Annotated in this window: 12 protein-coding genes and 2 pseudogenes; 5 read left to right on the top strand and 9 right to left on the bottom strand. The window is 68.5% G+C overall.

Annotated elements, in window-relative coordinates:
- Positions 1 to 38: 38 nt before the first annotated feature.
- From AB0L75_RS25010 to AB0L75_RS25000, 3 genes are all read right to left on the bottom strand, one after another.
- Positions 39 to 293: a PLD nuclease N-terminal domain-containing protein gene (locus AB0L75_RS25010; protein ID WP_365184647.1), complete on the bottom strand. Its 255-nt coding sequence runs from the start codon at positions 291 to 293 to the stop codon at positions 39 to 41.
- 112 nt (positions 294 to 405) lie between these two features.
- Positions 406 to 969, bottom strand: coding sequence for a hypothetical protein (locus tag AB0L75_RS25005; protein WP_365184645.1), 564 nt, complete (start codon positions 967 to 969; stop codon positions 406 to 408).
- Between the two features lie 12 nt (positions 970 to 981).
- On the bottom strand, positions 982 to 1,335 hold the full coding sequence (locus AB0L75_RS25000) for a PadR family transcriptional regulator (protein WP_365184642.1): 354 nt from the start codon (positions 1,333 to 1,335) through the stop codon (positions 982 to 984).
- Positions 1,336 to 1,553: 218 nt separating this feature from the next.
- Here AB0L75_RS25000 and AB0L75_RS24995 point away from each other — a divergent pair.
- The 4 genes and pseudogenes from AB0L75_RS24995 to AB0L75_RS24980 all read left to right on the top strand — a co-directional run.
- A pseudogene (locus AB0L75_RS24995) lies at positions 1,554 to 1,996 on the top strand (transposase); the annotation flags it as partial.
- Between the two features lie 608 nt (positions 1,997 to 2,604).
- A complete protein-coding gene (locus AB0L75_RS24990; protein ID WP_365184639.1) occupies positions 2,605 to 3,258 on the top strand; it encodes a hypothetical protein in 654 nt (217 codons plus the stop codon).
- Positions 3,259 to 3,264: 6 nt separating this feature from the next.
- Positions 3,265 to 4,218 (top strand): hypothetical protein, encoded by a 954-nt coding sequence (locus AB0L75_RS24985; protein WP_365184636.1) that lies wholly within the window; start codon positions 3,265 to 3,267, stop codon positions 4,216 to 4,218.
- A gap of 72 nt (positions 4,219 to 4,290) precedes the next feature.
- Positions 4,291 to 4,896, top strand: coding sequence for a hypothetical protein (locus AB0L75_RS24980; RefSeq protein ID WP_365184633.1), 606 nt, complete (start codon positions 4,291 to 4,293; stop codon positions 4,894 to 4,896).
- Between the two features lie 578 nt (positions 4,897 to 5,474).
- Here AB0L75_RS24980 and AB0L75_RS24975 read toward each other — a convergent pair.
- The 6 genes and pseudogenes from AB0L75_RS24975 to AB0L75_RS24950 form a co-directional block, all read right to left on the bottom strand.
- Positions 5,475 to 5,786, bottom strand: a complete 312-nt coding sequence (locus AB0L75_RS24975) for a putative quinol monooxygenase (protein ID WP_365184630.1) — start codon at positions 5,784 to 5,786, stop codon at positions 5,475 to 5,477.
- 1,067 nt (positions 5,787 to 6,853) lie between these two features.
- Positions 6,854 to 7,049: pseudogene (locus AB0L75_RS24970) on the bottom strand (IS701 family transposase); the annotation flags it as partial.
- A 73-nt stretch (positions 7,050 to 7,122) separates the two neighbouring features.
- Complete coding sequence (locus AB0L75_RS24965; RefSeq protein WP_365184627.1) at positions 7,123 to 7,308, bottom strand: hypothetical protein; 186 nt, start codon at positions 7,306 to 7,308, stop codon at positions 7,123 to 7,125.
- Between the two features lie 86 nt (positions 7,309 to 7,394).
- Complete coding sequence (locus AB0L75_RS24960) at positions 7,395 to 7,535, bottom strand: hypothetical protein (RefSeq protein WP_365184624.1); 141 nt, start codon at positions 7,533 to 7,535, stop codon at positions 7,395 to 7,397.
- Positions 7,536 to 7,583: 48 nt separating this feature from the next.
- The gene (locus AB0L75_RS24955) at positions 7,584 to 8,396 is read right to left on the bottom strand and encodes a hypothetical protein (protein WP_365184621.1); all 813 of its coding nucleotides are present in this window, start codon (positions 8,394 to 8,396) and stop codon (positions 7,584 to 7,586) included.
- An 8-nt stretch (positions 8,397 to 8,404) separates the two neighbouring features.
- On the bottom strand, positions 8,405 to 8,785 hold the full coding sequence (locus AB0L75_RS24950; protein WP_365184618.1) for a hypothetical protein: 381 nt from the start codon (positions 8,783 to 8,785) through the stop codon (positions 8,405 to 8,407).
- A 67-nt stretch (positions 8,786 to 8,852) separates the two neighbouring features.
- Here AB0L75_RS24950 and AB0L75_RS24945 point away from each other — a divergent pair, with 67 nt between their 5' ends.
- Positions 8,853 to 13,220 carry a CHAT domain-containing protein gene (locus tag AB0L75_RS24945; RefSeq protein WP_365184615.1) on the top strand — a complete coding sequence of 1,456 codons (4,368 nt, stop codon included), beginning with the start codon at positions 8,853 to 8,855 and terminating at the stop codon, positions 13,218 to 13,220.
- Positions 13,221 to 13,325 lie beyond the last annotated feature (105 nt).

Below are 13,325 nucleotides of genomic sequence, written 5' to 3'. Positions count from 1 at the left end.
CACCCGATCACGAAGACGGCGATGGCGCGCTCTGGGACTCAGGCGATGCCCGGCTGGCGCTGAGCGTCACGGCGACCGATGAGGAACCAGAGCAGGCTCCCGAGGAACGGGGCCATGAGGGCGAAGACGACCCAGACCAGCTTCATCCCTCCGGTGAGGTCGGACCTGACGATGCCGAGCAGAGCGCCGAAGTACAACGCGAGAGCACCGGCGACCACAGCGGCTCCTGCGCAGGCGATCACAACAGTGCCTGTGGGGGCGAGGGCCATCTGGTGTGCGAGCTGTCCTTGCATCGTTTGTTCCTCCTGGTGATGGGGTGATTCTCGGAGGGCCCGGTCGGGCGTCCTCAGCAGGTGGCAGTCCGGCTGTTCCGGGGTGCCGACTGTGTCCTGGTCAAGCCCCTGTTCATGAGGGGTGCCGTGCGGACCGCAGCAGGTAGACGCCTGCGGCGACCGGGAGCAGCGGGACGGCCAGGAGGACGGCGATGAATGCTCCGAGGCCGAAGTTCAGCGTGCCCGCGGGAAGCACCCACTGCGACACCGCGAACAGCGGTGGCACGAGGGCGGCCGCCGTCGCGATCGCCTTGTCCCGGGTGCACCACTGCGGCGCTCTCCACAGCCACCAGATCGCGCCGATCAGGGCGGGGACGCCCAGGAGTGGTGCGAAGACCGTGAGGGGGCCTGTCACCGCCAGCAGTCCCAGCAGGGCGAGGGTGCGTCCTCGGTTCACTTGGGGGGCGCGGGGCTCGTCGCCGAGTGCGGTGGCCGCGATGGTGCGCGGGTCGCCGAGGCGAGTGAGCACGCTGCGGATCCCGTCGTCGCCGGCTGCGGACTCTTCGGCGAAGGTCACGGCGATGTGCTCCTCCAGGTCGGCCAGCAGCTCGTTGCGGCGTTCTGGGCTGAGTCCAGCCGTTCCACGCGCCACGGCGGCCAGGTAACTCTTCACCAGCGGGTGCTCGGTGATCGTCACGATGGTCTCCTGTCAGTCGGTGATGAAGTGGTCGACCGCGTCACGGAAGTGCGGCCAGATGGCGGTGAACTCCTTCAGCGCCGCATGCCCCGACGACGTCAGCTCGTAGTAGCGCCGCGGAGGCCCGCTGGGGGACTCCTGCCAGCGGGTCTCCACCAGTCCGTCACGGCGAAGCCGCGACAGCAAGGGGTAGATCGTCCCCTGGCTCGTGACCATGACGTTCACCGCGCCGAGGGTTTCGAGCAGCTCCACGCCGTAGCGCGGGCCCTGGCGCAGGATCGCGAGCACGCAGTACTCCAGTACCCCCTTGCGCAGCTGGCTCTCCGCTTTGCCTGCGACGGGGTTACCTGCGATGTCAGGTTCCATGCATTGCACAGTACCTGGTCATCCCTGGAAGCCCAAAGGTGATATTGGTGCACCCGTGATGCGGTCGGATCTCGGCTCATCAGCGCGAGCAGCCCTCGTTCCGGGACATAGAGCCGACGGCACAGTGACCCGTCGGACAGGCGCTAGCAGTATCGGGCCGGTCCGGCTCCCGTGTGTTGAAGCTGGCCCGGCCCGTCGCACCCCACCGTCCGCGCCCGCTGCCGGTGGAGCTCCTCGGGCGGATGCGCACGGGCCGGGTGATGCGCAAACCGATCCCGGTGCCGTGGATCTCACCACTGCAGGGCGGGCGCCCGCCCAGGCGCGGCAAGGAGTTCCGCTTCGCCGAGCCGGGCGCCTGGGGCGAGCCGGACGCGGCCACCGCGCTCGCCACCGACCGGTACGGAACCGCCAGCGCGATGGCCTAGAACCGCATCCACCCCCCTCACCACGCGCTGCGCGTGGATCCACCACACTGGCGAACTTCCCACATCGTCAAAGGAACGCTGATCCGCCCGCAGGTCGACCATCTGCCCGCGAGGACGCCTCACTCCCGGCCTGGCTGTGGTCATCCGCCACCGGCCTGACCTGCGACGGTGTCGACGTGCGCTGGCAGGCGTTCTTGCGGTGGTTCGACCTGGAGCACACGTTCCGCATGATCAAACACATCTCCAGTCGGGCAGTCAGACGCTCGCGCCGTGCGGGTTGATCCGGTGGATGCGGCTGCTGCCGGGCGGACACCTGGAGCCTCTCGGCCTGTCTCTCCTCGGGGGTTCCCTGAGGGAGCTGGGCGAGGAGTCCGGCATCCGGGAAGACGTGGGGCCGGTGTTCCTGTCCCCCGTGCGCATCGACGTCCGCCCCATCCCCGCGAACGACGCCAAGAACGAGGCCGCCGCACACCAGCACTTCGACTTCCAGATCCCGTTCCACCTTCAGCGGGATAGTTCGCATTTTCTGCACAGCCGACTCACAGTAAGTGACCGAAAACCGTCTTCAGGCGCCCTGATCTTCCCCGTACGGTCTTCGACTTGGGCGCGATTCGCACACGCGTTTGAAGCTTCCTACGGGGAAGGACACGATTTTTCGTGCAAAGAACCAGACGGTGGTTGACCGGCCACCGCCTCATATCCCGCGCCGCCGTCGGCGACGCCGGCCGCCGGACCCGAACTGCACGGGAACGCCCTCGCGGCTCCCGGTGGTGGAGGGCGGCCCGTCTCGGGCAAGAACCCGGAGGCCGGCCCGACGTGGAACAAGGTCGGGGGGAAATGGCAGGTGGATCGCACCACCGTGACCCTGCGCAACACGGTGACCGACCCCGATGGCGACCAGAGTGATCTGACGTTCGACGTGTGGACCGTGAACGCGGACGGCTCTCCGAAGGCACACCTCGACACCGACAAGAACCAGTACGGCATGCCCGTATCCGGCTACGTCAAGTCGGGTGAGAAAGCCTCCGTCGCCATCGACTACGGCTACCTCCATCCCGGCTGGACGTACGCCTTCCGTACCTCCGCCTACGACGGCAGCCTGTACGAACAGACGTGGTCGCCGTGGGCCACCTTCACCATCCGGGACCACGCCGTCGACATCACGCTTCCCGAACCGGACAAGAACGCGCCCGATGTCGACCTGGCCCAGTACCAGGAACCCCTGAAGGTCGCCCAGCCGTGCTCGCGGATCGTCACCACGCCAAGTGCGAACATCCGCAAGTCCCTCGCCCGCGTCGGCGACCTTCCCAACCTCGTCACCCGGTGCGACCGCTACAGCGGGACCCACATCAACCGCACCGAAGCGTGCGTCGGCGGCTTCACCTACGAAGTCGAAGGTGTCGTGGTGAAGGACGGAAAACCGACCGGTGAAGTCCTGAACGCCACCTGGGCCATCGGCGAACAGTACAAACTCGATCCGCAATCCACGCTGATCTAGCAGCGCATGGTGCTGGTCCCGGTCGAGATGGACCCCAAGTTCGTCAACCTGACGCTGAACGTCAGCATGGACTGCGTCATTGGCACCGACTGCACCAGCAACAACAGCGACCAGAAATGGAGCGGTTCGCTGACCTGGACGCCTGGTGATATCCACGTCGCCACAGGCCTGATGTCGCACACCTACACATCGACCAACGTGGACGTGCGCAGTGTCTGGCTCACATCCAAGATCACGTCCTACTCTCCGGTCACCAACCCCTCCGCCCAGCGCTGGATCGCTAAGGACGCGGAGATCCGCTGTGACACCGTGGTCACGAAAGCCGGCGGATGCGTGTTCCCGAAGTACAAGCCCACCTGGGTCATGAACTTCAAGAAGTTCCCGGCCGCTGTCGCACACGCATGGCTGACACAGGCCAAACTGCCCAATCACCCTGGTAGCGCGCTTACCAACAAGCCGCTGATCTACCTGCCCGCTACCGGTTCCACCACCGGGCGGACTCCGGAACAGAACCGCAAGATCATCTGCCCCAAGGGCTGGGCAGCGAAAAACGGCAACCCCGACGCCACGACCCTGCCCGGTAACACGCCCAGCGGAAAGGATCCTTTTTCCTGCGACGAGTTCGCCTACGCTGCCACCTACAACAGCGGCGGCATGCCGGCTCCCGACGGACTGAACCCCGTGGCTTCCGGCGACCAGTGTCTCCAGACCTACTCCCAGCGCACCCAGCCCGATGTCTGGCACTTCTACGACGAAATCCGACAGGGCGCGCCGACATGGAAGGAGGTGTGCGGACGCTCCGCGATGTCGAACTGGATGAACACGCAGTCCATGCAGCCGTTCCCCAGCAGCTTCAGTCAGCCGAACCGGCTGCTGGAAAAAGACGAGTACTGGTACTACGCGCCCGAGTTCGACAAGTGCGACGCCTCCAAGGCGACCGTGAAGTGCACCCTGAAGTGACCTGATCCGCGCACAGGGGCGGCGTCCGTGAGCTACCGTGGCGCCGCCCCGCCCCATAAAGGAGACATGATCGTGAGCGACGGGATCACCTGGGTCGCCGAGGAAAACCATCCGCTGCCTGGCGGATACTGCGTGATCCTCGCACGCGGTCTCGGCCCCGAAGACCTCGTACACCGGCTCGTCCCCGACGAACAGCCGCGCCCGACGGGACCGCGAACTCAGGAAGCGTTCGAGGACGAGCTGAAGGAACTACTGCGCGCAACCGGCCGGCACTACCCCATGGCCGGTGTGCGGTACGGATCAGTGGGCGATCTCTCCTTCGCCATCGGCCGCGGACAGTGGGAACTGGCGCTGGGCCGGCACGACACACCGGTCATCTGGTACGGCGACGTCCACACGTACGAGCTGTACTACTTCACCGAGCACCCGAACGTCCCGGAGCCGCACTTCCGCTACAGCCACGACGGCAGCGTGCGGCTGTGTTTCGACATCGACACCGACGAGGCCCCCTACCTCTTCGACGTCGACGGCGACGATGCCGCCCTGGTCGCCGACATGGATTCCGCCGGCGAAGTCACTCCCGCATTTGAACTGCTCGAACAGCGCTTCGGTCTGACCCTGCCGAAAGAACTCATCCTCACCGGCGAACTACCGGCCGCGATCATCAAGGGTGCCTGACCGAACGCAGCCCAGCGCTCCCGCCAGGTATGACGCTGCTGATTGAGACCGTCTCCTACGCGGTGAGGCGGACGCTGAGCTGTGCGTGGGGCGGGGTACGTGGAGTTGGATTGCTCCGGGTGGAGTTGGATTGTTCCGGATGGGTTGTGGGAGATCGCGAAGCCGCTGATCCCACCGTCGAAACACGCAAGCCGACGAGTGGTACACCCTCGTCGTACAGGCCGCCGATGTCACCCAGTCCGCCAGTGCCGTGAGCGACCGTCGGCCACCGCGTCCTGGCCGCGCCTCTTCCGCCCGAGCGCCGCCGCCTCCGCACCCGAAAAGGCAGGTCACCCGTCTCCTGGTACGCCGAACGACATGACGACAGCCGCCCCGCCAGCAGCTGCATGGTCACCAGCCTCGACGTCGCCCGCCACCTCGGCGACGTCACGCTCGGCACCGTCTATCGCCAACTCGGCAGATGGGCCGAACAAGGACTCGTTACCAAGACCGGACCCGCGACCTTCGCCAGCCAGAAAACTTCCCCAACCCCCATGCCACCAGCGTAAATTCGCTAACTACCTGGTCTTGGGTAAACGTCAGTTGGGCAGCTGGCCCTTCTCCGGCTCGCCAGCGGGCACCGGCTCCAGCACCGCGACATCCATCGGGCCAGCCAGCTCGTCCGCAATCTCCCCGCCCAAGGCGGCCAGCACCGGTCCGGCCGAGTGGGCGTCGAGGGCAGCCTGATCCGCCCAGTTCTCCACGACGGTGACGCGGTCCTCGCCGGCGTGGACGGCGTAGAGCAGACAGCCAGGCTCGGCATGCACGCCGGAAGCGTGTCGGCGGAACGCCGCAAGCACCTCCTCTCGGCGGCCGGGCTTGGTCCGGAGGGTGGCAACGACGATGGGCACAGAAACTCCTTGGGTTCGTAACTGTCCGTATCACGGACACGATCTCGATGGCCACAAGAACTCTATGCCAGGCACGGTGCCTTGGCCTGGCCGGGCTGCCTGGCCCCGATCACATCGTCGTGAGCGCACCTGAAGCTCTCCGGCAGCCGTCAGTGTCATCGGGGTCTGCCACCACGTAACCCTGCCGCACGCCCCGTCCTCCGTCTGATGGACTGGCCGGACTCTTCTGCTGACCCGGAGCACCTGCCTGTCGCTCTCGTCCGCCGTGACGGTCACCGTGACGATACGTCCGGCGTCCGGCCCTGTCGGTGTCGGCAGGAACAGGGAGTGCACAGAGGGAGAGGTACCCGTGATCGTCTGACACCGGTCGTTCGCGCAGGCTCGCACGGTGGCCTGTTGATGCGATGCCGCCCACGGCGCGACATCCAACAGCACGTCCGGAAGGGGGATGTTCGGCCCGTTGCACACCCGCGGTGACGCACACCCCGCGACCGCACTAATGGCCAGGGTGGCCACCCACAACAACCTGATCGCACCGGACCGCACTGCGCTGCCGCGCACAGCGATGGCTCCGATCGCACACGAGTGGGTGCCGCTTCCGTACCCCTCCGGTAAGCGCATGCCGTCCCCTTGGGATTCGCGCCATGTAAAGGCAGGGTAGCCCGGTCCCCGTACCACGGTGAATGCTGAAACAGACCCACCTGCGTTTGCCCGGCTCGCTGTGCACTACGGCACCGGAACCCCTTCCTCAACACGCTTGAGGGGTACATCCACACGCCCACAACTACAACACGGGCCCAGTTAAGTACAACTGACCCCACCGAGCAGCGCGGCCCACACCCAGCAGGTGGCTCCCGCGCTGCACGGGTCCGGGCACTCGTCCGCAATCCTGGCGGCCTCCAGCACCAGGGGCGAACAGCGGATCGTCGTCGGCGACCCGGCCCTGCCGAGCCGCGGCGGTCCTCGGCATCGTGAGGCCTTTGCTGCCGCCGGCGCGGGTCCGGCCGCAGGGTGGCGGGGTGGCCGACATTGCGTCGGGCGGCTGGACGGTCAGATCGCCGCGGATGCCGCTCGGCGACCCGCCGACACACCGGTACCGGATCCCAGGTGGACTGGTTCACGAACTGCTGCAGGTTCCTTCATCAGTCCCCGCAGACAGCAGACGCCCTTGGCCCGCTGGTCCTTGCGCTGCACCGAGGCGAACACATCCGCCACGAATAACGCCAACGCCGCCCGAACACAGTTCACTTCATGTGCGTCCACACATTCACCGCGCCCCTGAACACGGTCGACACACAAACCTAACGGAGTCCTACCAGGAGGGCCCGGAGGTGGTCTAGAGGAGGCCGTACTCGATGGCCGTCGCGTCCCGGGTGGCCAGAAGACCGTACTCCGTCGCGGACGCGTCAGGGCTGACCTTGGAGTACTTCGGGCCGTCCTGCACGGCATGGGCGGAGTCGACGGAGCTGCCCCCGCCGCTGACGGAGAGCAAAATGGCGACGAGCAGACTGGCGCCGAGCATGGCAGAAGTGCGGAGCCTCATCAGTTCCCCCGTGGATGAGTTGGGCTCAAGTCTGCCTGAAGTCTATTACGTACCAAGGCAGTTGACTACACGCAAATCGACAGGTGTTCGGGCACGTCCCATTTGTACACACCACCAAGACTGTTGATATCCGCCATGCGGTAGGCCAACACCGTTGGTGTCCACGCCCGGTCGCATGGCGTCGCCGTGCGGTTCTTCTTCGACATGGTGGTTGACCTTCGTTCAGGCAGGGCGCGGCGGCGCGGAGCCCCTGGTCACGGCTGGATGGGGCGCGTGGTGTACTGCAGGGCGAACACCTCTTCGGTGGTGCGGCACAGCGACTCCACCGCACGGCGCAAGGACTGCCAGGACGCCAGCCAGAGAACGGCTCCGAGGACTGCCGCGGGCCACCACCAGATGCCGACAAGCGTGACCGCGAGGCTCCACGCCAGGGACTCGCAGACCGTGCCGAAGGTGTCCCGAGCCTCGCTCAGCGCGACGCGCGAGGTATCCGATATCACGAGGAGCAGCTTTGACCACTCGTCGGTGATCTCGACGCCCGTCTCCGTTCGGACGCGCTCCTCCGCCGCGCGGAGCCGGTCGCCCGACCATGTGGGGCAGCCAGGCTCGACCGGTGCCGTGCGGGCCCGGCGCGCGTCGAGCCTGGCCGCGCGCAACTCCCGTCCGGCCCCGCGAGCCCGCACGGCTTCACGCGCGATGTCCGTGGGATGTGTCCAGCGTCGTACCCGCCACCGGGTCAGTCGCTGTCCCACGGGCGCGAGCCACCACGGCCAGGCCCCGGACGCCAGCACGCCCACCGCGCCTGCCGCGTACGGCACCGCGAACGCGGCTCCCGCCGCCGCCACGGCGACGAGCACGAGTGTCGCGGCACCGTCGGCGGTGACGCCTCCGCCCAGCGGCAGCGTGCCGGCGATCCCGTCGCGGGCGAGCCCGAGGTCGTTCCAGTGACGCTGGCCGAGCTGTCCACCGCCCACGACGGCGACCACGACGTACAGCACGGCGGGCAGTAGCCGCCGCAGGAACCACCCGTCGGGTATGCGCTTCTGGAGTTCGATGAGCAGTCCCACCGGAGTCCTCAGTCCACCAGCTGCATCGGACGGCGGACCAGGGCACACGTCGGTGTCTGCGAGGACTCCTCGCGCAGGTCCACTCGGGAACAGCGGCTCGTGGGGCAGACCCAGCCGACCGACCGCGGCGTGGGCCCGGACGGCCAGTCGCCCACGCCCATCGTGGCGCGCAGACCGAGCCCGCCGGGAATCCCTGCCGCCTCGGCCGCGTCATGCAGCGCCCGCACGGCAGCGCGCCACTCGTCGGTGGCCGGGTCGCCGTCCCGGACGACGGCGCAGGGCGCCTCCCACAGCGTGGGGCCGATCAGCCCGCGCAGCGTGTCCGCGTTACGACACAGGTAGTCGACGGCATCCTCGTACAGCCGGTGCACCTTCGCCCCATCTCCCACCGCAAGCCCTCTCAACTCTGCAGGAACCACTGTGCTTTGACGGCAAACCAAACTACTGTGACGAGCAATGACCGAGCTACGGGAACGAGTTACGGCGCGTCTGCTGGCAGCTCAGAATGCCCAGGACCCCGCGGCGCTGCGCGAGCCGGATGCGGTCGGCGACGCGTTCGCGCTCCTGCGCGAGGCCGCACCGTCGCCCGAGGGGCCCATCGACTTGGACTCGGTGCTTGCCGTGTTCTGGACGTTCTGGTTCGGCCATCACGGCGCAGACGCCCCGGAGGCGCAGCGGGACACGTCGATCGTGGTCAGTACGTTCGGCTTCCTCCAGCCGCGGGTTCCGGAGCACATCCGGTTTCCCGAGCCGCTGCGGGAGTCCTTCGATCCCGCCGACCCGGCCCACGACGCGCGCTTCGCATACCTGGTCAGCTCGGTGCACGCCGACGTGCTCAGCGCGGGCGAGTCGGCCGAGCCCGACCAACTGGCCGCGCTGAACCATGCGCTCGCCTGGTCGGACACGGCGCGACAGCTCCTGCCCGAGGATCACGAGGGGTTCATCGAACTGACGGTGCATGCCCTCGGCATCGAGGTGGCGCGGTTCCAACTGGCGGCGGATCCCGCGGCTCTGGCCGCGGCCGCCCGGCACGGGCGGGAGGTGTGCGAGCGATTAGCTGCCGCGGCTCCGGGTTCGGTCGGCCCGGGAGGGGCCGACGCGTGGGCGCTCGCTCTCACCACGGTGCTGGACGCGGCCCGGCTGCTCGGCGATCCCCCTCTCACCGGGGTCGAGCGGCTGGTCACCGCGGCCCCGGACGGGGCGCTCACTCGTGAGGCCGGGGAGGGCCTGCGCTTCCTGCGCGCGGTACACGCCGAGCCCGCCGCCTGGCCGGGGCAGCGGGACCTGCAGATCGGGGCGGCCATCGCCCAGGCGGGCATGCAGGAGCACGACCCGGCCCGCATCGCCTGCGCCGTGCACCGCCTGCGCGCGGCCCTCGAACACACCCCCGGCGGTCATCCGGCCCACGGCCTCGTCACTGCGACGCTCAGTGAGGCGCTCGGCGCCCTCGCCGCGGAGCGCGGCGACGACGGAATGGCCCGCGAGGCGGCCGAGCTGCTCGCCACCGTCGACGCGACAGGCGCCTCGAGCGACGCCGACCAGGAACAGCTCGCCCTTCTCCAGCAGTTGCACAAACTGACCGAGGACGACGATCCGGTGCGGCTGCGTGCTGCGGGACCGCTGGTCGAGCGTCTCGTCGGCCAGTTCAGGCAACAGGCCGCCGAGAGCGGTGAAGCCCCGGACATCGACTTGGAAACCATGTCCCTCGCGGCCACGCTCACCACTGGCGCGGTCTCCGACCAGCGGATCGCCCGGTACCGCACCGCCCTGGCAGCCCTGCCCGCAGACAAGCCACACCGCTACGCGTACACAGCCGTGCTCGCCGCCCTCACCGGCCTAAGGGCACACGAGCTGCGCGAGACGCAACCCACCACGGCCGCACGGCTCGACTCCGAGTCACGGGCGCTGACCGAGGAAACGGCAGCCACGGCACCGGCTGGCCTGCTGCTGCTCGGACTGCTGCGCAAGAACGCTTACGACGCGGCGCTGCCCGTCGCCGTGATGGCGGTTCTCACCGGCGAACCGGACGGCAGAGCGGACCCGGAGATGGCCGAGGCGGTCTCCCGCCTGTCCCGGATGACCGATATCCGCCTCGACGGCCCGGACCACATGGAAGCCGACATCACGGTCATACGAGAACTGCTCGAACGACTCGGCGAGAACGAGACCGACGAACGGGCCTACCTGTCCGCGGCGCTGGGCACCGCGCTGTCATCCCGTCGCGATCCCGCCGACCTCGACGAGGTCGTACGTCTGCTGCGCTACGCCCGCTCGCACGCGTCCGAACTCCCGGAAGGCATCGACGCGATCCTCGCCAGGGCCCTCACGGCGGCGGGGGCCGGACGCCTCGACCCGGAAGCCGCACGCGAGGCGGCCGCGCTGCTCGCGGGGTTGGCGGCCGCAGCGGAACCCTCTGACATCGGCCGCGCGGTTCTGTCGGCTGACACGGAGTTCCACAACGCTTTGCAGAACTACCTGACCGGCCACGAGCCGGGCCAGCTCCACCGGGCCCGGGAGATGGCGCAGCGGCTGAAAGCGCTCAGCGGTGCGGCGGATGCCGGTGCGGAAGAGCTACCGCCGGGGTTCGACGTGCGGGCCGACCACTATCTCGACCTCCTCGACACGGTGGGGCCGGGCGGCGGCCCGAAGCGCGGCATCACCGAGGAACTGGTCGAGCGGTGCCGCCGGACGTACGAGGCGTGTCCGCCCGGTCACCCGACGCGGATCTCCACCGCGATGACGCTCATCCGGGCCCTCGCTCTGCGTGCTCTGGAGATCCGCGAGGCCGACCACGAACACGCACTGCGTCTCGTGGGCGAGGCCGGCCACCTCGTCGACGCCGTTGAGCAGGACGCACCCGACGACTGGGCCGACATGATGCGTCCCATCGTCGTCATGGTCGCCTCCGGAGTCCTGGGCCGGCACCTGCCTCCGGTCTCGTCGGACCGGGCGCCCGAGACCCCGGCCCCGGAACCGGCAAACGCCCTTGAGGCAATGCTGAGGCCCATACTGAACCGCATGGCCGGTGTCGCCGACCCCACCGTGCTGCGCGACCCGAGGATCCCGGTCTGGTTTCGGGCGCACGGGGAGATCGGGGCCGCGGCAGGCGCGTTGGGAAGACCGCAACCGCGTATCGACCTTGCCCTGTCCCACCTCGAAGCGGCCGTCGAGGCGATGCCCAGCATCACCGACCGAGGCAGCGACCAGCAGTCCGCCGAACACGGCCTGACATCATTCGAGGGGGACATACGGGCCATCGTCGAGCTGACACTCTCGGCGATCCTCCTCCGGGACGGCCTCGAAGCGATGAACGAGTACGTGGAAGCCGCCCACCAGCACGTCGCGGCCCTGGAAGAGATCATCGCGACGGCCTCCGAAAAGCCAGGCCTGCCGGAAGCGCTGCCCACGCCTCCCCGTCCCCCGTCGCGTGTCATCGGGGGCCCCGACGTCGACCGAACCACCGAGTTGCTGGAACGCGGCCGTGGACTCCTGCTGTCCCGGCGGCTCGAAGCCCGAGCGGAACTCAGCGAACTGCGGTCCGGGCACCCGGCACTGGCGAGCGACTTCGAGCGGCTGACCGACCAGCTCGCCGACATATCCGAGGCGCCGGACCCTGCCCCCGCCGGACACGCTGAGCGATCCCGGCTTGCCCGGCTGCGCGCGTCGCATGAACTCGACGAGCTGGTCGAACGTATCCGCAGCCAACCCGGGTTCGACGACTTCCTGCGCCCACTGTCAGCCGGGCAGTTGCGCAGCCTGGCGGCTGACGGGCCCATCGTCGTACTCAACCACGCACGGCGCTATTGCCACGCGCTCGTCGTGACGTCCCAGTCGATCAAGGCTCTGTGCCTGGAAGCCGAATCGGACGAGATCACCCAAGCGGCCCGGAACCTGCGCGAAGCCGTCGACGCCATCAATGCCCAGGGCCCCTCCCGGCGGTCCCCGGCCGAACTCATCGCCGCCGGGACCACGATCAGCCGGACGCTGTCCTGGACCTGGCACAAGATCGTGCAACCGGTTCTCGCACTCGTGGGGGCAAACGCACCCGTTCCCGGCACAGGGCCATGGCCGCGGATCTGGTGGGTGCCCACCGGTGCGTTCAACGCCCTGCCACTGCACGCGGCCCAATGCACGCAGCCCGACTGCGAACTCGGCGACTGCGGCGCCGCCCTCGACGCCGTGGTGTCGTCGTACGCGCCAGGGTTCCAGACACTGGCCTACGCGCGCGCCCGGGCCCAGCACCGTGACACCGCGGACAGCGGCAGCGCCCTGCTGGTCGCGGCACCCGAGGACGAACTGCCCGGCGTCGCTGCGGCAGCTGACTACGCGGCCGGGCTGCTGGGTGCCCACCGGCCTCTGGTCGGCGCCCCCGCGACCCGCGCGGCGGTGCTCGCCGGACTCGGCGACGCCTCCTGGGTTCACTTCGGCTGCCATGCGGCCACCGACCCAGCAGCACCCTCCGGTGCTCTGCTCCACCTGCCGAGCGGTGAGCCGCTGTCCGTCCTCGAGATCTGCCGGGCACGGCCGCGCTCGGCACGGCTCGCCTTTCTCGCGGCTTGCGGCACCGCCCGTACGTCCGAACGGCTCAGCGACGAGGCCCTCCACATCACCAGCGCCTTCCTGCTCGCCGGTTTCCCCGCTGCGATCGGAACACTCTGGGAAATCGACAGCACCCATGCGGACCACGTCACCCGAGATTTCTACCGCCGCTCGACCGGCGCCGACGCTGCCGCACACGCCCTGCACCACTGCATTCGAGCGCTACGACAACGGATACCCAACCGCCCGCATGTCTGGGCGGCCTACGTTCACGCCGGTTCCTGAGCAAGCTCTTTCGACCGAGAGGAACACCGCGGGCGGACTATGGCGTCAATGTGCCGGCGCGGGTGATCCGTTGCAGCGGGCAGCAGGTGGCCCTCAGCAGGGCGA

The sequence above is a fragment of the Streptomyces sp. NPDC052101 genome, from assembly GCF_040680235.1.
In the GTDB taxonomy this organism is placed as follows: Bacteria; Actinomycetota; Actinomycetes; order Streptomycetales; family Streptomycetaceae; genus Streptomyces.
The sequence above is the reverse complement of the archived record's forward strand: the minus strand, read 5'-3'. Positions and strand labels throughout refer to the sequence as shown.

Coding starts and splice junctions, on each gene's coding strand:
- AB0L75_RS25010 (WP_365184647.1), bottom strand. CDS start 293: ATGCAAGGACAGCTCGCACACCAGATGGCCCTCGCCCCCACAGGCACT.
- AB0L75_RS25000 (WP_365184642.1), bottom strand. CDS start 1,335: ATGGAACCTGACATCGCAGGTAACCCCGTCGCAGGCAAAGCGGAGAGC.
- AB0L75_RS24985 (WP_365184636.1), top strand. CDS start 3,265: ATGGTGCTGGTCCCGGTCGAGATGGACCCCAAGTTCGTCAACCTGACG.
- AB0L75_RS24965 (WP_365184627.1), bottom strand. CDS start 7,308: ATGCTCGGCGCCAGTCTGCTCGTCGCCATTTTGCTCTCCGTCAGCGGC.
- AB0L75_RS24960 (WP_365184624.1), bottom strand. CDS start 7,535: ATGTCGAAGAAGAACCGCACGGCGACGCCATGCGACCGGGCGTGGACA.
- AB0L75_RS24945 (WP_365184615.1), top strand. CDS start 8,853: ATGACCGAGCTACGGGAACGAGTTACGGCGCGTCTGCTGGCAGCTCAG.